Here is a 16,208-nt window from a genome sequence, read left to right as displayed (position 1 = left end):
ACTCTTGGGTAAACCGACCGACAGCCTAACAGACCAATACGTCGGGAAAGCTGTCGGGTTCATCGCCGGGCAACGGTTGCGCACCGATGTAGGCCGTAATCAGCTCACGGGCGTAAACGGCCTGGTCGTTGTCCACCTCCAGGCCCAGCAGGCCGAAAATCGGCAATTCGCCGGTACCGCCGAGCAAATGGCGCCCCACCAGGTGCGCCTCGATGCCCTCGCTGGCGAGCATTTGTTGCAGCAACTCGCCTTCCATCAGGTTTTCCGGTTCATAGATTCGCTGCATGGACGTACCTGTTACTCGTTTTCGCTGCGGACCGTGAGCATCCATTCGTCATCGTGTACCTGCAGATCAAAAATTATTGGCCGGCAACACACCGGGCAGTCTTCAATGTATGACTGATCGCCGCCGGAAAGGTCCAGCACGGCCTCAGCCGGCTCACCACAATAAGGACAATCGTACGACTCGGTTTCCAGCATCGCGGTCTCCCAGGTGACTTGTGCGTATAATCGCCGGTCTATTTACAGGGCTATTCACGGCAGAGCCAATATTGCGGCCGCACCCTGATATTTCCTTTACTTACACTAGCCGTTTCTAACAAGAGAGCATGATGGGCGAATTCGATACCATCCGACCTTACAACGACAGCGAAGTCCCGGCAGTGCTGGCGCGTCTGTTCAGTGACAAGGCCTTTCTGGACATCCTGACCCACTTCCGCTTCCCGCGCTTTGCCGGCGCCCTGGGCTGGCTGCTCAAGCCGATGATCGCCCGCAAGCTGCGCCGCGAGTTCGCCGGTGTCACCACCGTGGCCACGCTGCAGGACAAAGTCGAATATTACGTCGACCACACCATTGACCGCGCAACCGACGGGGTGACGTACACCGGCGTCGAACAGCTGAAGTCGGGCACCGCCTACCTGTTTCTGGCCAACCACCGCGACATCGTGATGGACCCCGCCTTCGTCAACTACGCCGTGTACCACGCCGGCCTGCCGACGCCGCGCATTGCCATTGGCGACAACCTGCTGCAAAAGCCGTTTGTCAGCGACCTGATGCGCCTGAACAAGAGCTTCATCGTGCACCGCTCGATCACCGGGCGAAAGGAAAAGATGGCGGCGTATAACCTGCTGTCGGCCTACATCAACCATTCGATCCGCAACGACTGTCAGTCGATCTGGATCGCCCAGGCCGAAGGCCGGGCCAAGGATGGCGATGATCGCACCGAGTCGGCGATCCTCAAGATGTTTCACGTCAGCCGCAAGGATGAGCCGTTTGCCGAGGTGATCCAGTCGCTGAACCTGACGCCGGTGTCGATCAGCTACGAATACGACCCCTGCGACACGGCCAAGGCCCGCGAACTGTATATCCGCGCCACCACCGGCACCTACAGCAAGGCGCCGGGCGAGGATGATGTGAGCATCGCTCTGGGCATCACCGGCTACAAGGGCCGTGTGCATGTGAACTTTGCGCCGCCGATCACCGAACGTTTCGAGGACACCAAGTTGCTGGCGGTGGAAATGGACCGGCAGATTCTCGGCGGCTATCGCCTGTTCCCGGTGCATTACCTGGCGTACGCGCAGTGGAGCGACGCCGACCCGCAATTGCAGGTGCCGACGGCGGCCGAGGTGTTCCCGGCCGACGAGCTGGCCAAGGCGCAAGCGGAGTGGGAACGGCGCTTGAGTGAGTGCCCGGCCGAGCACCGGCCGTATCTGGTGGTGCAGTACGCGACGCCGGTGAGGAATCAATATCGGGTTAAAGCCGGGATTGCACTGTAAACACCGAAGCAAAATGTGGGAGCGGGCTTGCACGCGAAAGCGCGGGTTCAGTCAAGGATGTATCGACTGAAACCCTGCCTTCGCGAGCAAGCCCGCTCCCACATTTGTTTTGTGGTGTTTTTAGAGGTGAGTACTGAGCCAGGACGTGGCCAGCGCCAGCCCGAGGCAGGCAAACCCTAAGCGATAAGCCAGACGATGCGCCCGTTCGGTGCGCACATCCAGAAACAACATCGGCTGGTCAATCGCGCGATCTTCGCTTTGCGCGGTCAGATCGGCCAGTGCGCGCTGCTCGCGCAAACGGGTGATGAACAGCAGCGCTGCGCCTGGGCAGGCCACCAGTAGAGCCACAACATTGATCAGCAGTGCAGGCAGCGCCATCGCAAACCTCAGTCGTACAGTGTGCTGGTATCAATTCAGATACAAACCTGAGTGATATTGGCCTCCTGCCGCTGAAACGTTCCGTCCCCCAAGTACGATCAATGTATCCATTAATTTACAGCGTCACCTGAACGTCACCTTAACAAGCCACGCTGTTGCCCTTCGAACACCCGGGAGCTTGTCATGCTGCATGCGCAAAACCAGGATCGGCTGTATTTGATCGCCCCAAACGATGAGCAAGAGGCGCTGGTTGGCGCACTCGCCTTCAACGTCCAGGATCGCCACTGGCTGGTGTATTGCGCGCTGGGCGGGCACCAGCACGCCGACCTGCCGGAGCTGGACCTGCTCACCGGTGTGAGTGTGCTGGACTTTTATGTCGAAACCGCGGCATGAAGCGACAGGCGTAAAAAAACCGGGCTCATCGCTGAGCCCGGTTTTTTTATGCAGGGTTACTGCGCGCTGAGCAGTTGGCCGATGCTTGGGTCTTTGAACAGGCGAGTCAGGGCGTCACTGAGGACGTCGCTGACCAGCTTGGTGTTGGTCTCTTGATTGGGCGACATGCCAAAACGCTGATTCAGCGATGCGCCGTAGCGGCCGCTGTAGCGACGGGTGCCGGCACTGACGTCGGACTTGAACGTCGCGCCAATGGAGGCTTCAGTCACGTACAAGCCTTCTTTGGGCGACTGGTATTTCAGTTCGGCCAGGGTGATGGTCAGCTGAGGCGCGCCCGGCGAGTTGGCCGGTGTGAAGCCCAACAGGCGCACGGCGGCTTCGGCCTGGGCCTGCAGCTTGGGCAGCACGTCTTGACCGGTGACCGAAATAAGCGCGGTCTCAGGGTACAGCCCTCCACGCGAACCCAGCGTCGGCGACGGACGACCGTCCACCACACGCACCGATACCGGCTGGCCGTGACCGACAGGCGCCAGCTGCGCGGTGACTTTAGGTTGCGGGCTGAGTTGTTGCGGGCTGTTGGCGCAGCCAACCAGGGTCAAACTGGTCACAGTGATCAAACCGAACAACAGGCGTTGCAACATACTCATTTCTCCAGGACTAGATGCAAACAGGGCGCCAGTATAACGGTGCATGCGCGCCACTCACCAGCCATCCTGAACGGCAGCTGAAGGCATGCTCAAATTACAATTTCGCATAAATCCGTCATTCCAATGTCATGCCACACTGGCAACCTTCAAGCATGTAACGCAACAGGTACAAAGCCATGCGCCTTCTCAAGTCATTGTTCATGCAACACACCCGTCATCGCCACTATGCGCTGCTTGATGCGCACGGCCATTGCCTGGCGTTCAAGCAGTGCAACCTGCCGCCTGTCGGCGAAGGTTGGGTGGAAGTCTCGGAGACTCATCTGGGCTGGATGCACCGCCCGCTGCCGGCAAGCGCGCGGGTCAGCCCGAAGGTTATGCACGCACAACCCCGGCATGCGTTGGCCTCCTGACCGAGACACGAATAAAAGTCATAAAACACGCCCATTTCCCCGGCGTTCTTCGCTACAATCTCCCCCCGATTATAAGGACGTCTCCTGATCGGGCCTCGCAGCATCGTTAATGCCTCGGTATTAACCCATGAATCGCCCACAGAGAGCCGCCCACACAGATCGAGTGAAGCTGGCGCGCTTGCTGTTTTCTTTGCAACCCACCCGCCTTACCGAATCTGCCAGAGCTGCCATTGCGCTCGGCCACTTGAGTTGTTTGCCTGTTTTGCCGCGTGTCGGCAGAGGTTTGCGGGCCAGGTGCCAGGCTGGGGCAGCCCTTTTTTGAGGTTCACGTCTTCAAAAGAGCGTGAAAAAACGGGTTTTCACAACTTCACAAGAGTGTGGCGAGCAAATGAATAGTTTGGCGTTTGTACAAGCACCATCAGCGTCTGGAACAGCCCAACCACACAGGACCGAGCACTCCTCAAACACCGGAGCTTGAGCCTGTCCGCTACGGATTGGTTGCACAAATCGCACGCTTTGACCATAAGTCGAATTGCCACAGGCGCCTATGAATGCGTTCATAGGCAGATTAGCCCGGCAGGAAGCGTGTGCTGAAGTTGCAAAGAATTGCGAATCGGACATGGCGATCCTGGCCATGGGTAATCTGGGGCAACACGTGAACCGCCCCGTCACTCCTGGCAGCCATGCCGTCAATTTGGTGCTGCAGATTTTGGAGACGCGTTAAATGGCGCATAACGAAGCAGTCGACGTAGTACTGGTAGGGGCCGGCATCATGAGTGCCACCCTGGCCGTACTGCTCAAAGAGCTCGACCCCGGCCTCAAGCTGGAAGTCGTTGAGCTGATGGATTCGGGTGCCGCGGAAAGTTCCAACCCGTGGAACAACGCCGGTACCGGTCACGCCGGGCTGTGTGAGCTGAACTACACACCGCAGGCCGCTGATGGCTCCATCGACATCAAGAAAGCCGTGCACATCAACACCCAGTTCGAGGTGTCGAAGCAGTTCTGGGCGTACCTGACCAAAAAAGGCACCTTTGGCTCGTCCAAATCCTTTATCAGCCCCGTGCCGCACCTGAGCTTCGTGCAGGGCGAAAAGGGCGTGTCCTTCCTCAAGAAACGCTTTGAAACCCTCAGCCAGCACCACGCGTTCTCGGACATGCACTACACCGAAGACCGCAGCGAGATGGCCGAGTGGATGCCGCTGATGATGCCGGGCCGCCCGCTCGACGAAAAAATCGCTGCCACCCGCGTGATGAATGGCACCGACGTCAACTTCGGCGCCCTGACCAATCAATTGCTGTCGCACCTGACCAGCGCACCGGATGCTCAGGTCAAGTACTGCAAGCGCGTCACTGGCCTCAAGCGCAACGGCGCGGGCTGGACCGTGAGCATCAAGGACGTCAACAGCGGCAACAGCCGTGAAGTCGACGCCAAGTTCGTGTTCCTCGGCGCCGGTGGCGCGGCCCTGCCGCTGCTGCAAGCCTCGGGCATCGAAGAAAGCAAAGGCTTCGGCGGCTTCCCGGTCAGCGGCCAGTGGCTGCGCTGCGACAACCCGGAGGTGGTCAAGCACCACCAGGCCAAGGTCTACAGCCAGGCCGCGGTAGGTTCGCCGCCGATGTCCGTGCCGCACCTGGACACCCGCGTGGTCGATGGCAAGAAATCCCTGCTGTTCGGGCCCTATGCCGGCTTTACCACCAAGTTCCTCAAGCACGGCTCGTTCCTGGACCTGCCAATGTCGATTCGCGCCGGCAACATCGGCCCGATGCTGGCCGTGGCTCGCGACAACATGGACCTGACCAAGTACCTGGTCAGCGAAGTGCGCCAATCCATGGAGCAGCGCCTGGAATCCCTGCGCCGCTTCTACCCTGAGGCGAAAGCCGAAGACTGGCGCCTGGAAGTGGCCGGTCAGCGAGTGCAGATCATCAAGAAAGACCCGAAAAAAGGCGGCGTGCTGCAATTTGGCACCGAGCTGGTTGCAGCCAAAGACGGCTCGCTGGCCGCCCTGCTGGGCGCGTCTCCAGGTGCTTCGGTGACCGTGTCGATCATGCTGGAACTGATCGAGCGCTGCTTCCCGCAAAAGGCTGCGGGCGAGTGGGCGGCCAAACTGCACGAGATCTTCCCGGCGCGCGAAAAAGTCCTGGAGACCGATGCCGAGCTGTATCGCAAGATCAATACGCAGAACAACATCAGCCTGGAACTGGTTGAGCAAAGCAACGAAGCCGAAAGCTACGCTTAAGGCTTCGACGCAATAAAAAACGCCCCGCTCTCGGCATGAGAACGGGGCGTTTTTGTGTGGCTTGGATAATCAGCCGCGAGCGTTGTCGATCAGCTCAATGTACTCGGCGGCGTTACGCTGATCCTTGATCAGGTCAACGAAGGTCTGGCCATGCTCGTCCTTGCCGTCCAGATCCAGGCCAGCTTCCTTGAAAAAGCCCAGGAACCGCGCGAAGTCGTCGATGCGCAAGCCACGGTAGGCTTTGATCAGTTTGTGCAGGGACGGTGAAGTCGCGTCAACCGGCTCGAAGTCCAGGAACAACTTGATCTGGTCGTCGCCAATCTCGTCACCAATCACCTGTTTCTTATCTTTACGCATTACCGACTCCAGCCTGCAGACATTACACGGGAAACGCAGTTTACCTGCGGCACACACGCTTCGGAAGCGACCAAGAACCTATGGGGGAGCTGGCTTGCCTGCGATGGCGGTGCATCAGTGACAGTTGGGCCCACTGACCCGCCACCATCGCAGCATAAAAGGCCGCCACATCCCCTGTGGGAGCGGGCTTGCCCCGCTCGCCTCAAAAGCTCGCCTGCTGCAGATTTGTGTTCGCCAACAGTTGTGTAGACACCTGCGGTCCCACTATTTAGCGCGAACGGCGCCGGTGTGCAGGTCCGCCCAAATGTGCCCGTTGGCATAGCTGAGGAACTGCACATACACCGTGTCGTTGCGCAGCAGGTCGACAATCACGCGGTACTGGGCCACCGGGTAAGACAAGGTCAGGGTCTTACTGCTCTCATCGAACACCGGCTTTTTCAGGCTTTTGCTTTCAGCGTCAAAATTGAGCACCACCTGGGCGATGGTCGCGCCTTTGTTCAAGGGTTTGCCCTTGAGGCGAATCATCAGCGGCGACGTCACCGGGATCGGCTGCTGAGTCGATTGACGCTGATTGCCGACCACCACCGCATATTCGGTGATTTGCAGCAGTTGCTGCTGATCGGGCGTGGCGGCACGCAAGGTAAGGTCGTCGGGCGGCAGGAACTGGCTGTGCATCGGCGCAGGCGCCGCAGCCAGCGGCAAGCTGAGGGTCAACGCCAGGGCGGCGCAGGTGCGTTTCAACAGGCTCATGGGCCGCTCCGAGAGAGATGGCCGAGCACTGTAGCTCAATCGAACTGGGCGAGCATCCAGCGTCGATACTCGGCAGCGCCGGCATCGCCTTCGTGTGGCGCCCAGTCAGCCAACTCGCCCTCGCCTACGGGTCGATACGGCCCGGCCTTGCATTCAAACATCACGCTGTCGGGCTCCAGCACCACCAGGCCGTGAAATACGCCGGGCGGCAGGTCGACACCTGCACACTCGCCGCCCGCCCGCAGGACGCGCTTGGCGATCACCTCACCGGTTTCGCTGAAAACCAGCAGGCCCAGGGTGCCCTTGAGCACCATCAGGGTCTCTGCTTTATCCGCACTCAGGTGCCGATGCGGCGGCACATAGGTGTCGGGTTGCATGCCAACGGCCAGGCGATGGCAAGGCTCTTCCATCTGATGAAAGTTATGATGGTGCCGGCCACGGGGGCTGGCGGCCGCTTTCTCGGCCAGTTCGGTGAACAGTGTTTGATCAAGAAAGCGGACCATGGCTTACATCCCTTTGACGGCGAAGATCCCATTGGCATTACGCCAGTAGCCTTTGTAGTCCATGCCGTAACCGAAAATGTAGCGGTCGATGCATGGCAGACCGACGTAATCGGCTTTCAGGTCCGGACGTGCTTTGCGGTCATGGTCTTTGTCGATCAGCACGGCGGTGTGCACTTTGCGCGCGCCGGCGTGTTTGCAGAAGTCGATGATCGCGCCCAGGGTGTGCCCTTCATCGAGGATGTCGTCGATGATCAGCACGTCGCGGTCGATGAACGAGACTTCCGGCTTGGCTTTCCAGAACAGGTCGCCGCCGCTGGTTTCGTTGCGATAACGGGTGGCGTGCAGGTAGGAGGCTTCCAGCGGGAACTGCAGGTGAGTCAGCAGTTTGCCGGCGAAGATCAGGCCACCGTTCATCACGCAGAAGACCACCGGGTTGGTGTCGGCCATTTCGCGGGTGATGTGCGCGCCGACCTTGGCGATCGCCTCTTCGACTTGCGCTTCGGTGTACAGGCAGTCAGCCTCGCGCATGATTTGACGGATATGCTCGAGATCAGCGGACATGGCGCTCTCCAAGGGGGTGCTGTGGCAAGAAAAGCGGGCAAAGGTACGCATGTGAGGCGCAACGATCAAGCCTTAATGGACTAACGTACTAGATGTCTATAGGACAACACCCTCGGATAGATTAATCTAGGCCGGTTTTTTTGCCCGCCGCCGGAGCTTTTCCCATGCCCACTCGCGAGATCCGCCACCCGCTGATCAGACACAAACTCGGCCTTATGCGCCGTGCCGACATTAGCACGAAGAACTTCCGTGAGCTTGCTCAGGAAGTCGGAGCGCTGCTCACTTACGAAGCAACCAAAGATTTGCCCCTGGAAACCTACGAGATTCCTGGTTGGGCCGGCCCCGTCCAGGTCGAGAAAATCGCCGGTAAGAAAATCACCGTGGTACCGATCCTGCGCGCCGGTATCGGCATGCTCGAGGGCGTGCTCAGCCTGATCCCGGGCGCCAAAGTCAGCGCCGTCGGCGTTGCCCGTAATGAGGAAACCTTGCAGGCTCACACCTACCTGGAAAAACTCGTTCCGGAAATCAACGAGCGCCTGGCGATGATCATCGACCCGATGCTCGCCACCGGCAGTTCCATGGTCGCCACCATCGACCTGCTGAAAAAAGCCGGCTGCAAAGACATCCGCGCCATGGTGCTGGTGGCTGCGCCCGAAGGCATCGCCGCCGTCGAGAAGGCCCACCCGGACGTGCAGATCTACACCGCGTCCATCGATGAGCGCCTGAACGAACACGGCTACATCATCCCAGGCCTGGGCGATGCCGGTGACAAGATCTTCGGCACCAAGCAGAAGGACGCGTGAGCATGCAGGATGATTTCAACGACCCGCTTTGGCGCCAGATCCTGTCTGGCGCACAGATGCTCTTCGTAGCATTTGGCGCGTTGGTGTTGATGCCGCTGATCACAGGTCTTGATCCAAACGTCGCACTGTTTACCGCTGGCCTGGGCACGTTGCTGTTCCAGGTGGTGACAGGGCGGCAGGTGCCGGTATTCCTGGCATCGAGCTTTGCGTTTATCACCCCGATCATTCTCGCCAAGGGCCAGTTCGGCCTCGCGGCGACCATGGGCGGGGTGATGGCGGCCGGTTTCGTTTATACCTTCCTCGGCCTGGCAGTGAAGGTCAAAGGCACCGGTTTCATCGACCGGCTGCTGCCGCCGGTGGTCATCGGCCCGGTGATCATTTCCATCGGCCTGGCCATGGCGCCGATTGCCGCCAACATGGCAATGGGCAAAGCCGGGGATGGCAGCGAGCTGATCCATTACCAGACGGCGATGCTGATCTCGATGCCGGCGCTGCTGACCACGTTGATCGTGGCGGTGTTCGGCAAAGGCATATTCCGCCTGGTGCCGATCATTTCCGGTGTGCTGGTGGGCTTTGCCATGTCGTTCTACTTTGGTGTAGTCGACACGGCGAAGATCGCCGCTGCGCCCTGGTTCGCCCTGCCCCACTTCACCGCGCCGGAGTTCAACTGGCAGGCGATTCTGTTCATCGTCCCGGTGGCCCTGGCCCCGGCGATCGAGCATATCGGCGGTGTAATTGCGGTGGGCAGCGTGACCGGTCGCGACTACCTGAAGAAACCTGGACTGCATCGCACGCTGTTGGGTGACGGTATTGCCACCACGGCCGCCGGCCTGTTTGGCGGCCCGCCGAACACCACCTACGCCGAAGTGACCGGCGCGGTGATGCTGACCAAGAACTACAACCCGAAAATCATGACCTGGGCGGCGGTATTTGCCATCAGCCTGGCGTTTATCGGTAAGTTCGGCGCACTGCTGCAAAGCATCCCAGTGCCGGTGATGGGCGGCATTCTGTGCCTGCTGTTCGGCTCGATTGCGGCGGTGGGCATGAACACGCTGATCCGCCACAAGATCGACCTCGGCGAGGCGCGCAATCTGGTGATTGTGTCGGTGACCCTGGTGTTCGGGATTGGCGGTGTGCTGGTCGGCACCGGCACCGGCCCGGATGATTTCGGCCTCAAGGGCATTGCCCTGTGCGCGGTGGTAGCGATTGGTTTGAACCTGCTGCTGCCGGGCAATGATGGCTGGAAGAACAAGAAGCCGGATGAGCCGCTGATCTAACTGCCAACGCAACACGAATGTGGGAGCGGGCTTGCTCGCGAATGCAGTGTGTCATTGAGCACATCAGTGACTGAACCTCTGCATTCGCGAGCAACCCCGCTCCCACATTTTTTGAGCTTCAGTGTGGCTTAGAGCTCGCCCAACGCATCAATCAGCGCCTGGTTCTGCTCAGGCGTGCCAATACTGATCCGCAGGAACTGGGCAATCCGCTCCTGCTTGAAGTGCCGCACAATCACCCCCTGCTCCCGCACTTTGGCCGCCAGCCCGGCAGCGTCGTGCCCTGGATGCCGAGCAAAGATGAAGTTGGCCGCAGACGGCAGTACTTCAAACCCCTTGGCTTCCAGTTGCGCCACGAGCTTTTCACGGCTGTCGATCACCAATTGGCAGGTCTTCTGGAAGTACTCACGGTCTTCAAACGCCGCCGCCGCGCCGACAATCGCCAGGCGATCCAGCGGGTAGGAGTTGAAGCTGTTCTTGACCCGCTCCAGCGCCTCAATCAGGTCCGGGTGCCCCACCGCCAGGCCTACACGCAGACCGGCCAGTGAGCGCGACTTGGACAGGGTCTGGGTCACCAGCAGGTTCGGGTAACGGTCTACCAGGCTAATAGCGGTTTCGCCGCCGAAGTCGATATAGGCTTCATCGACCACCACCACCGAGTCCGGGCTGGCCTTGAGGAGTTGCTCCACCGCGTCCAGCGCCAGTACGCAGCCGGTAGGCGCGTTCGGGTTGGGGAAGATGATCCCGCCATTGGGCTTCGCGTAGTCGGCCACACGAATCTGGAACTGCTCGTCCAGCGGCACCGGTTCAGACGTGATGCCGTAGAGCCCGCAGTAGACCGGATAGAAGCTGTAGCTGATGTCCGGGAACAACAACGGCAAGTCGTGCTGGAACAGGCCGTGAAAGATGTGCGCCAGGACTTCATCGGAACCGTTGCCGAGAAAGACCTTGCCGGCGTCGATTCCGTAATACTTGGCTACCGCCTGCTTGAGCAGGTCGCTGTTGGGGTCCGGGTACAGGCGCAAGTTGTCGTTCAACTCGACCTGCATTGCCGCGAGCGCCTTGGGCGATGGGCCGTAGGGGTTCTCGTTGGTGTTGAGCTTGACCAGCTTGGTCAGCTTCGGCTGCTCGCCGGGCACGTACGGCACGAGATTCTTGACGAAGGGGCTCCAGAATTTGCTCATGTCTCAGTTCCCCTCTTCAAGGATGCGGTATTCGGCGCTGCGGGCGTGAGCGCTCAGGGATTCACCACGGGCCAGCACCGAGGCGGTCTTGCCCAGCTCGGAAGCGCCTTGTGGCGAGCAGAAGATGATCGAGGAGCGCTTCTGGAAGTCATACACGCCGAGCGGCGACGAGAAACGCGCGGTGCCGGAGGTCGGCAGCACGTGGTTCGGGCCGGCGCAGTAGTCGCCCAGGGCTTCACTGGTGTGGCGGCCCATGAAGATCGCGCCAGCGTGGCGAATCGACGGCAGCCAGGCTTGTGGGTCGGCCACGGACAACTCCAGGTGCTCCGGCGCGATGCGGTTGGCCACCTCGATGGCCTGCTCCATGTCGCGTACCAGGATCAGCGCGCCACGGCCATTGATCGACTTCTCGATGATCTCGGCGCGGTCCATGGTCGGCAGCAGCTTGTCGATGCTGGCGGCGACCTTGTCGAGGAACTCGGCGTCGGGGCTGACCAGGATCGCCTGGGCGTCCTCGTCATGCTCGGCCTGGGAGAACAGGTCCATGGCGATCCAGTCCGGGTCGGTCTGGCCGTCACACACCACCAGGATTTCCGAAGGGCCGGCGATCATGTCGATACCGACCTGGCCGAACACGTGGCGCTTGGCGGTGGCGACATAGATGTTGCCTGGGCCGACCACTTTATCGACCTTCGGCACACTTTCGGTGCCATAGGCCAGGGCCGCGACAGCTTGAGCGCCGCCGATGGTGAACACGCGGTCAACCCCGGCGATGCACGCGGCAGCCAGCACCAACTCGTTGATTTCGCCACGCGGCGTTGGCACGACCATGACCACTTCGGTCACGCCCGCCACTTTGGCCGGGATAGCGTTCATCAACACCGACGACGGGTACGAGGCTTTACCGCCCGGCACGTACAGCCCCGCGCGGTCCAGCGGCGTGACCTTCTGGCCCAGCACGGTGCCGTCGGCCTCGGTGTAGCTCCAGGAATCCTGTTTCTGTTTTTCGTGGTAGCTGCGTACGCGTGCCGCTGCCACTTCCAGGGCTTCACGCTGGGGCGCGGTGATGCGTGTGAGGGCCAGCTCCAGGCGCTCGCGCGGCAGGATCAGGTCGGACATCGACGCGACGTCGAGGCCGTCGAACTGGCGGGTGAAATCTACCAGCGCCGCATCACCGCGCTCGCGCACGGCCTTGATGATGTCGAGCACCCGCTGGTTGACCGAGTCGTCGGACACGCTTTCCCAGCTCAGCAGATGATCCAGATGATGGGCGAAATCCGGGTCGGCAGCGTTGAGTCGGGCAATTGCAGTGGACGTGGTCATAGCGAGGGCCTCATAGGATTGGCAAAAATGCTCAGGCGCCGAACGTTAGCAGTCGATCCGCTTGGGCACCTGAGAATTCTGGCTATGAGGCGGATAGACGGGCGCGACCTAGGGCCGCGCAGGTGAGTCAACCGCGGTGTCGAGACTCCACTGCCTTGCGCAGGGTGTCGATCAACGCCTGGATACGGGCGTGTTGCATTTTCATCGAAGCTTTGTTGACGATCAGTCGCGAGCTGATGTCGGCAATAAAATCCTGAGGCTCAAGGCCGTTGGCACGCAGCGTGTTGCCGGTGTCGACTACGTCGATGATCTTGTCGGCCAGGCCGATCAGCGGTGCCAGTTCCATCGAGCCGTAGAGCTTGATGATGTCGACCTGGCGACCTTGCTCGGCATAGTAACGCTTGGCAACGTTGACGAACTTGGTCGCCACGCGCAGGCGGCCTTTGGGCTCGACGTCACCGACACGGCCGGCGGTCATCAGCTTGCACAGGGCAATACGCAGGTCCAATGGCTCGTACAGGCCCTGGCCGCCGTATTCCATCAACACGTCTTTACCCGCGACACCGAGGTCGGCCGCGCCATGTTCAACGTAAGTCGGCACGTCAGTGGCACGCACGATCAGCAGGCGAACGTCGTCCTGGGTCGTGGGGATGATCAGCTTGCGGCTCTTGTCCGGATTCTCGGTCGGCACGATGCCCGCTTCAGCCAGAAGCGGCAAAGTGTCGTCAAGGATGCGGCCCTTGGACAGTGCGATGGTCAACATGGGAAACGTCAGTCCTTCATCAGGCTATTGCTGTCCGGTCGCAGACGGCGCCAGACACAGATCGAGGCCATTACAGCCTCGATTTGAAACAAATTCAGCAGGGACACACTCAGTTAACAGCAAAACACCATCCCGTGGCGAGCGGGCTTGTCCAACGCTGGACTGCATAGCAGTCCCGTCTTGGAGGGCGCTACGCGGCCGGTACGACGACTCGACAAGCCCGTTCGCCACAGTGACGGTGTTTACCGCTACTGCGACTAGCCCGGCACGCGGCGGATCTTGGCGCCGAGCATCTGCAGTTTCTCTTCGATGCACTCGTAACCACGGTCTATGTGGTAGATGCGGTCGATCAGCGTGTCGCCGTCAGCGCACAGTGCCGAGATGACCAGGCTGGCCGACGCGCGCAGGTCGGTAGCCATCACTGGCGCGCCCTTGAGCTTGTCGATACCGGTGACGATGGCGGTGTTGCCTTCGACCTGAATCTTGGCGCCCATGCGGTGAAGTTCATACACGTGCATGAAGCGGTTTTCGAAAATGGTTTCGATCACGGCACCGGTGCCTTCGGCAATCGCGTTCAAGGAAATGAACTGCGCTTGCATGTCGGTCGGGAACGCCGGGTAAGGAGCGGTCCGCACGTTGACGGCTTTTGGCCGCTTGCCGTGCATGTTCAGCTCGATCCAGTCGGCACCGGTGGTGATTTCAGCACCGGCTTCCTTGAGTTTTTCCAGGACGGCTTCAAGGATGGTCGGATCGGTGTCCTTGACCTTGACGCGGCCACCCGTAACGGCGGCAGCCACCAGGTAGGTGCCGGTCTCGATACGGTCCGGCATCACTTTATAAGTGGCCGAGTGCAGACGCTTAACACCGTCGATGGTGATGGTGTCAGTGCCGGCGCCGGTGATGTTGGCACCCATGGCGATCAGGAAGTTGGCCAGGTCGACTACTTCCGGCTCGCGCGCGGCGTTTTGCAGGACGCTGCGGCCGTTGGCCAGGGCTGCGGCCATCATGATGTTCTCGGTACCGGTCACGCTGACGGTATCAAAGAAGAAGTTGGCACCACGCAGGCCGCCTTCCGGCGCCTTGGCCTTGATGTAGCCGCCTTCGACGTCGATGGTTGCGCCCATGGCCTCAAGGCCACGGATGTGCAGGTCGACCGGACGCGAACCGATGGCGCAACCGCCAGGCAGTGCCACTTCGGCCTCACCGAAACGGGCAACCATAGGGCCCAGCACCAGGATCGATGCGCGCATGGTTTTCACCAGCTCGTACGGAGCGATCAGAGTCTTGATGGTGCGCGGGTCGATTTCGACGGACAGTTTCTCGTCGATCACAGGCTCAATGCCCATGCGACCGAACAGCTCGATCATGGTGGTGATGTCGTGCAAGTGCGGCAGGTTGGCCACAGTCACCGGGCCATCGCACAGCAGGGTCGCTGCCAGAATCGGCAAGGCAGAGTTTTTCGCACCGGAAATGCGGATCTCGCCATCAAGGCGGGCACCGCCGGTAATAATCAATTTATCCATAAGAATCTCGACGCCTTGGGGGCTCAGGTGCGCTCGGCCCAGGCCGCGCGGCTGAAAAATTTCATAGTGACCGCGTGGATGCTGCCATCGGTGATCCACGGGTTTAAATGGGCATAGATCTGCTGTTGACGCTTGACCGGGCTCAATGCCGCCAGTTCATCGCTAATCACGTTCAGCTGGAAATTGCAGCCTTCGCCTTCAACTTCTACGTTCGTTTCGGGCAGCTTTCCTTCAAGGAAGCTTTTAACTTCTAGGGCCTGCATGCTCAACCTCTATCGGCGCCCAGTGCGCACGGGTCGCACATCATACAAAAAAGCCCCGCGCCTGCGAACCCCGCATAGCAGGACTCTGACGGGGGGCTTCCTTGATATTGGCTATTAAGGATGCGCCAGAAGCTCGGTCAGACCGGAAACTTCGGCAATTTCGCGCATGTCCTCAGGCAACGCACGGATGCTGACCGGCTTTTTGACCGCCTCGGCATCACGCATGAAGCACAGCAACAATGACAAACCGACGCTGCTGGACTTGGTCACTGCCGAGCAGTCCAGCACCAGCGCAGGCGCGTTGCTGCTGTTGATCAGCGCCTGGCCCTGCTTGCGCAGGTCAGGCCCGGAGCGGTAATCGAGCACGCCGCTCAGAAATAACTCGCCAGCGTCGCCAAGCCGAACAGCCGACTCGGTCATTGCGCAGGCTTCCCGGCAGCTTGTTTGTCGGTTTCTTCCTTGGCCTTGGCGACTTCACCGGCCCAACCATTGATGGTTTTGTCCAGGTCGTTGCCATTGCGCTGCATGGCGTCAGCGAACTGATCGCGGAACAGCTTGCCAATGTTGATGCCGTTGATGATCACGTTGCGCAGTTTCCACTCGCCTTTGACCTTCTCCAGCGTGTACTGCACAGGGTAGACGGCGCCGTTGGTGCCTTTGACGGTCATGTTGACGCTGGTGCGGTCACCTGACTCATCCCCGGCCGGAGCAACGGTAATCCCCTGGTTGTTGTATTCCAGCAGGGCATTACCGTAGAACTGGAACAGGCCCTTTTTGAAGTTTTCCTGGAAGGTCTGCATCTGCGCAGGCGTTGCCTTGCGCGAATACTTGACCGTCATGATGCTGCGGGAAATGCCTTCGGCATCAACCACTGGCCCGACAATGGTGTTGAGCGCATCGTAGAACTTGCTTGGGTCTTGCTTGTACTGCTCTTTGTTGGCAGTCAGGTCAGCCAACATTTTGTTGGTCGTGTCCTGCACCAGATCGTGCGCAGAACCCGCCGCGTTGGCCATCAAGGGCAGCGCTGCAAGCAGCACCAGCAGGCCACGTCGCAAGGTAGAGATCATG

General features: G+C 60.2%; 21 protein-coding genes. 6 read left to right on the top strand and 15 right to left on the bottom strand.

The genetic code is table 11. The annotated features are described in order from the left end of the window. Positions 1-25 precede the first annotated feature (25 nt). The gene (locus tag AACW30_RS04900; protein ID WP_106578701.1) at positions 26-286 is read right to left on the bottom strand and encodes a putative signal transducing protein; all 261 of its coding nucleotides are present in this window, start codon (positions 284-286) and stop codon (positions 26-28) included. 11 nt (positions 287-297) lie between these two features. Beyond that, positions 298-480: a CPXCG motif-containing cysteine-rich protein gene (locus tag AACW30_RS04895; RefSeq protein WP_106578700.1), complete on the bottom strand. Its 183-nt coding sequence runs from the start codon at positions 478-480 to the stop codon at positions 298-300. 131 nt (positions 481-611) lie between these two features. Here AACW30_RS04895 and AACW30_RS04890 point away from each other — a divergent pair, with 131 nt between their 5' ends. After that, complete coding sequence (locus tag AACW30_RS04890; RefSeq protein WP_177410108.1) at positions 612-1,775, top strand: 1-acyl-sn-glycerol-3-phosphate acyltransferase; 1,164 nt, start codon at positions 612-614, stop codon at positions 1,773-1,775. A gap of 120 nt (positions 1,776-1,895) precedes the next feature. On the opposite strand, the gene AACW30_RS04885 is transcribed toward AACW30_RS04890, so the two are convergent. Then, complete coding sequence (locus AACW30_RS04885; RefSeq protein ID WP_106578698.1) at positions 1,896-2,153, bottom strand: hypothetical protein; 258 nt, start codon at positions 2,151-2,153, stop codon at positions 1,896-1,898. Positions 2,154-2,336: 183 nt separating this feature from the next. On the opposite strand from AACW30_RS04885, the gene AACW30_RS04880 reads away from it, so the two are divergent. Then, positions 2,337-2,546, top strand: coding sequence for a hypothetical protein (locus AACW30_RS04880; protein WP_106578697.1), 210 nt, complete (start codon positions 2,337-2,339; stop codon positions 2,544-2,546). Positions 2,547-2,602: 56 nt separating this feature from the next. Here the strand turns inward: AACW30_RS04880 and AACW30_RS04875 are convergent, their stop codons facing one another. Then, positions 2,603-3,187: a YajG family lipoprotein gene (locus tag AACW30_RS04875; RefSeq protein WP_064450736.1), complete on the bottom strand. Its 585-nt coding sequence runs from the start codon at positions 3,185-3,187 to the stop codon at positions 2,603-2,605. 182 nt (positions 3,188-3,369) lie between these two features. Here AACW30_RS04875 and AACW30_RS04870 point away from each other — a divergent pair, with 182 nt between their 5' ends. Both AACW30_RS04870 and mqo read left to right on the top strand, forming a co-directional pair. Further along, positions 3,370-3,603 carry a hypothetical protein gene (locus tag AACW30_RS04870; protein WP_200624381.1) on the top strand — a complete coding sequence of 78 codons (234 nt, stop codon included), beginning with the start codon at positions 3,370-3,372 and terminating at the stop codon, positions 3,601-3,603. A gap of 724 nt (positions 3,604-4,327) precedes the next feature. Then, positions 4,328-5,836, top strand: coding sequence for a malate dehydrogenase (quinone) (mqo, locus tag AACW30_RS04865; protein WP_200624380.1), 1,509 nt, complete (start codon positions 4,328-4,330; stop codon positions 5,834-5,836). Positions 5,837-5,905: 69 nt separating this feature from the next. On the opposite strand, the gene AACW30_RS04860 is transcribed toward mqo, so the two are convergent. From AACW30_RS04860 to AACW30_RS04845, 4 genes are all read right to left on the bottom strand, one after another. Beyond that, a complete protein-coding gene (locus tag AACW30_RS04860) occupies positions 5,906-6,193 on the bottom strand; it encodes a PA4642 family protein (RefSeq protein ID WP_106578694.1) in 288 nt (95 codons plus the stop codon). Positions 6,194-6,457: 264 nt separating this feature from the next. Further along, on the bottom strand, positions 6,458-6,943 hold the full coding sequence (locus AACW30_RS04855; RefSeq protein ID WP_119736630.1) for a hypothetical protein: 486 nt from the start codon (positions 6,941-6,943) through the stop codon (positions 6,458-6,460). 35 nt (positions 6,944-6,978) lie between these two features. Continuing rightward, positions 6,979-7,446: a WbuC family cupin fold metalloprotein gene (locus tag AACW30_RS04850; RefSeq protein ID WP_200624379.1), complete on the bottom strand. Its 468-nt coding sequence runs from the start codon at positions 7,444-7,446 to the stop codon at positions 6,979-6,981. A 3-nt stretch (positions 7,447-7,449) separates the two neighbouring features. Continuing rightward, positions 7,450-8,007, bottom strand: coding sequence for a hypoxanthine-guanine phosphoribosyltransferase (locus tag AACW30_RS04845; protein WP_025856323.1), 558 nt, complete (start codon positions 8,005-8,007; stop codon positions 7,450-7,452). 164 nt (positions 8,008-8,171) lie between these two features. Between AACW30_RS04845 and upp the strand changes: the two genes are divergently transcribed. Beyond that, positions 8,172-8,810, top strand: a complete 639-nt coding sequence (gene upp, locus AACW30_RS04840) for a uracil phosphoribosyltransferase (protein ID WP_017138223.1) — start codon at positions 8,172-8,174, stop codon at positions 8,808-8,810. A gap of 2 nt (positions 8,811-8,812) precedes the next feature. Then, positions 8,813-10,087 (top strand): uracil-xanthine permease family protein, encoded by a 1,275-nt coding sequence (locus AACW30_RS04835; RefSeq protein ID WP_106578691.1) that lies wholly within the window; start codon positions 8,813-8,815, stop codon positions 10,085-10,087. Between the two features lie 128 nt (positions 10,088-10,215). On the opposite strand, the gene hisC is transcribed toward AACW30_RS04835, so the two are convergent. The 7 genes from hisC to AACW30_RS04800 all read right to left on the bottom strand — a co-directional run bounded on the left by hisC (position 10,216) and on the right by AACW30_RS04800 (position 16,207). Beyond that, positions 10,216-11,268, bottom strand: a complete 1,053-nt coding sequence (gene hisC / locus AACW30_RS04830; protein ID WP_200624378.1) for a histidinol-phosphate transaminase — start codon at positions 11,266-11,268, stop codon at positions 10,216-10,218. A 3-nt stretch (positions 11,269-11,271) separates the two neighbouring features. Next, on the bottom strand, positions 11,272-12,591 hold the full coding sequence (gene hisD / locus AACW30_RS04825; protein ID WP_106578689.1) for a histidinol dehydrogenase: 1,320 nt from the start codon (positions 12,589-12,591) through the stop codon (positions 11,272-11,274). A gap of 127 nt (positions 12,592-12,718) precedes the next feature. Next, positions 12,719-13,354, bottom strand: coding sequence for an ATP phosphoribosyltransferase (gene hisG, locus AACW30_RS04820; RefSeq protein ID WP_003188599.1), 636 nt, complete (start codon positions 13,352-13,354; stop codon positions 12,719-12,721). Between the two features lie 257 nt (positions 13,355-13,611). Beyond that, the gene (gene murA / locus AACW30_RS04815; RefSeq protein WP_106578687.1) at positions 13,612-14,877 is read right to left on the bottom strand and encodes a UDP-N-acetylglucosamine 1-carboxyvinyltransferase; all 1,266 of its coding nucleotides are present in this window, start codon (positions 14,875-14,877) and stop codon (positions 13,612-13,614) included. Positions 14,878-14,900: 23 nt separating this feature from the next. Next, positions 14,901-15,140, bottom strand: a complete 240-nt coding sequence (locus AACW30_RS04810; protein WP_008434291.1) for a BolA family protein — start codon at positions 15,138-15,140, stop codon at positions 14,901-14,903. A 114-nt stretch (positions 15,141-15,254) separates the two neighbouring features. Continuing rightward, on the bottom strand, positions 15,255-15,560 hold the full coding sequence (locus AACW30_RS04805; protein WP_106578686.1) for an STAS domain-containing protein: 306 nt from the start codon (positions 15,558-15,560) through the stop codon (positions 15,255-15,257). Further along, entirely contained in the window at positions 15,557-16,207 is a 651-nt protein-coding gene (locus AACW30_RS04800) for an MlaC/ttg2D family ABC transporter substrate-binding protein (RefSeq protein WP_119736621.1), read from the bottom strand. The genes AACW30_RS04805 and AACW30_RS04800 overlap by 4 nt, the downstream gene beginning before the upstream one ends. Between the last annotated feature and the right edge of the window lies 1 nt (position 16,208).

The sequence above is a fragment of the Pseudomonas sp. MF6747 genome, assembly GCF_963890955.1.
GTDB lineage: Bacteria > Pseudomonadota > Gammaproteobacteria > Pseudomonadales > Pseudomonadaceae > Aquipseudomonas.
The sequence above is the reverse complement of the archived record's forward strand: the minus strand, read 5'-3'. Positions and strand labels throughout refer to the sequence as shown.

What these genes read in the sequence shown, in the direction of transcription:
- AACW30_RS04855 (WP_119736630.1), bottom strand. Translation starts at nt 6,943, where the DNA reads ATGAGCCTGTTGAAACGCACCTGCGCCGCCCTGGCGTTGACCCTCAGC.
- AACW30_RS04900 (WP_106578701.1), bottom strand. Translation starts at nt 286, where the DNA reads ATGCAGCGAATCTATGAACCGGAAAACCTGATGGAAGGCGAGTTGCTG.
- hisG (WP_003188599.1), bottom strand. Translation starts at nt 13,354, where the DNA reads ATGTTGACCATCGCACTGTCCAAGGGCCGCATCCTTGACGACACTTTG.
- AACW30_RS04895 (WP_106578700.1), bottom strand. Translation starts at nt 480, where the DNA reads ATGCTGGAAACCGAGTCGTACGATTGTCCTTATTGTGGTGAGCCGGCT.
- hisD (WP_106578689.1), bottom strand. Translation starts at nt 12,591, where the DNA reads ATGACCACGTCCACTGCAATTGCCCGACTCAACGCTGCCGACCCGGAT.
- AACW30_RS04860 (WP_106578694.1), bottom strand. Translation starts at nt 6,193, where the DNA reads ATGCGTAAAGATAAGAAACAGGTGATTGGTGACGAGATTGGCGACGAC.
- AACW30_RS04875 (WP_064450736.1), bottom strand. Translation starts at nt 3,187, where the DNA reads ATGTTGCAACGCCTGTTGTTCGGTTTGATCACTGTGACCAGTTTGACC.
- AACW30_RS04800 (WP_119736621.1), bottom strand. Translation starts at nt 16,207, where the DNA reads ATGATCTCTACCTTGCGACGTGGCCTGCTGGTGCTGCTTGCAGCGCTG.
- AACW30_RS04810 (WP_008434291.1), bottom strand. Translation starts at nt 15,140, where the DNA reads ATGCAGGCCCTAGAAGTTAAAAGCTTCCTTGAAGGAAAGCTGCCCGAA.
- AACW30_RS04890 (WP_177410108.1), top strand. Translation starts at nt 612, where the DNA reads ATGGGCGAATTCGATACCATCCGACCTTACAACGACAGCGAAGTCCCG.
- AACW30_RS04880 (WP_106578697.1), top strand. Translation starts at nt 2,337, where the DNA reads ATGCTGCATGCGCAAAACCAGGATCGGCTGTATTTGATCGCCCCAAAC.
- upp (WP_017138223.1), top strand. Translation starts at nt 8,172, where the DNA reads ATGCCCACTCGCGAGATCCGCCACCCGCTGATCAGACACAAACTCGGC.
- AACW30_RS04850 (WP_200624379.1), bottom strand. Translation starts at nt 7,446, where the DNA reads ATGGTCCGCTTTCTTGATCAAACACTGTTCACCGAACTGGCCGAGAAA.
- AACW30_RS04845 (WP_025856323.1), bottom strand. Translation starts at nt 8,007, where the DNA reads ATGTCCGCTGATCTCGAGCATATCCGTCAAATCATGCGCGAGGCTGAC.
- hisC (WP_200624378.1), bottom strand. Translation starts at nt 11,268, where the DNA reads ATGAGCAAATTCTGGAGCCCCTTCGTCAAGAATCTCGTGCCGTACGTG.
- AACW30_RS04835 (WP_106578691.1), top strand. Translation starts at nt 8,813, where the DNA reads ATGCAGGATGATTTCAACGACCCGCTTTGGCGCCAGATCCTGTCTGGC.
- AACW30_RS04805 (WP_106578686.1), bottom strand. Translation starts at nt 15,560, where the DNA reads ATGACCGAGTCGGCTGTTCGGCTTGGCGACGCTGGCGAGTTATTTCTG.
- AACW30_RS04870 (WP_200624381.1), top strand. Translation starts at nt 3,370, where the DNA reads ATGCGCCTTCTCAAGTCATTGTTCATGCAACACACCCGTCATCGCCAC.
- murA (WP_106578687.1), bottom strand. Translation starts at nt 14,877, where the DNA reads ATGGATAAATTGATTATTACCGGCGGTGCCCGCCTTGATGGCGAGATC.
- AACW30_RS04885 (WP_106578698.1), bottom strand. Translation starts at nt 2,153, where the DNA reads ATGGCGCTGCCTGCACTGCTGATCAATGTTGTGGCTCTACTGGTGGCC.
- mqo (WP_200624380.1), top strand. Translation starts at nt 4,328, where the DNA reads ATGGCGCATAACGAAGCAGTCGACGTAGTACTGGTAGGGGCCGGCATC.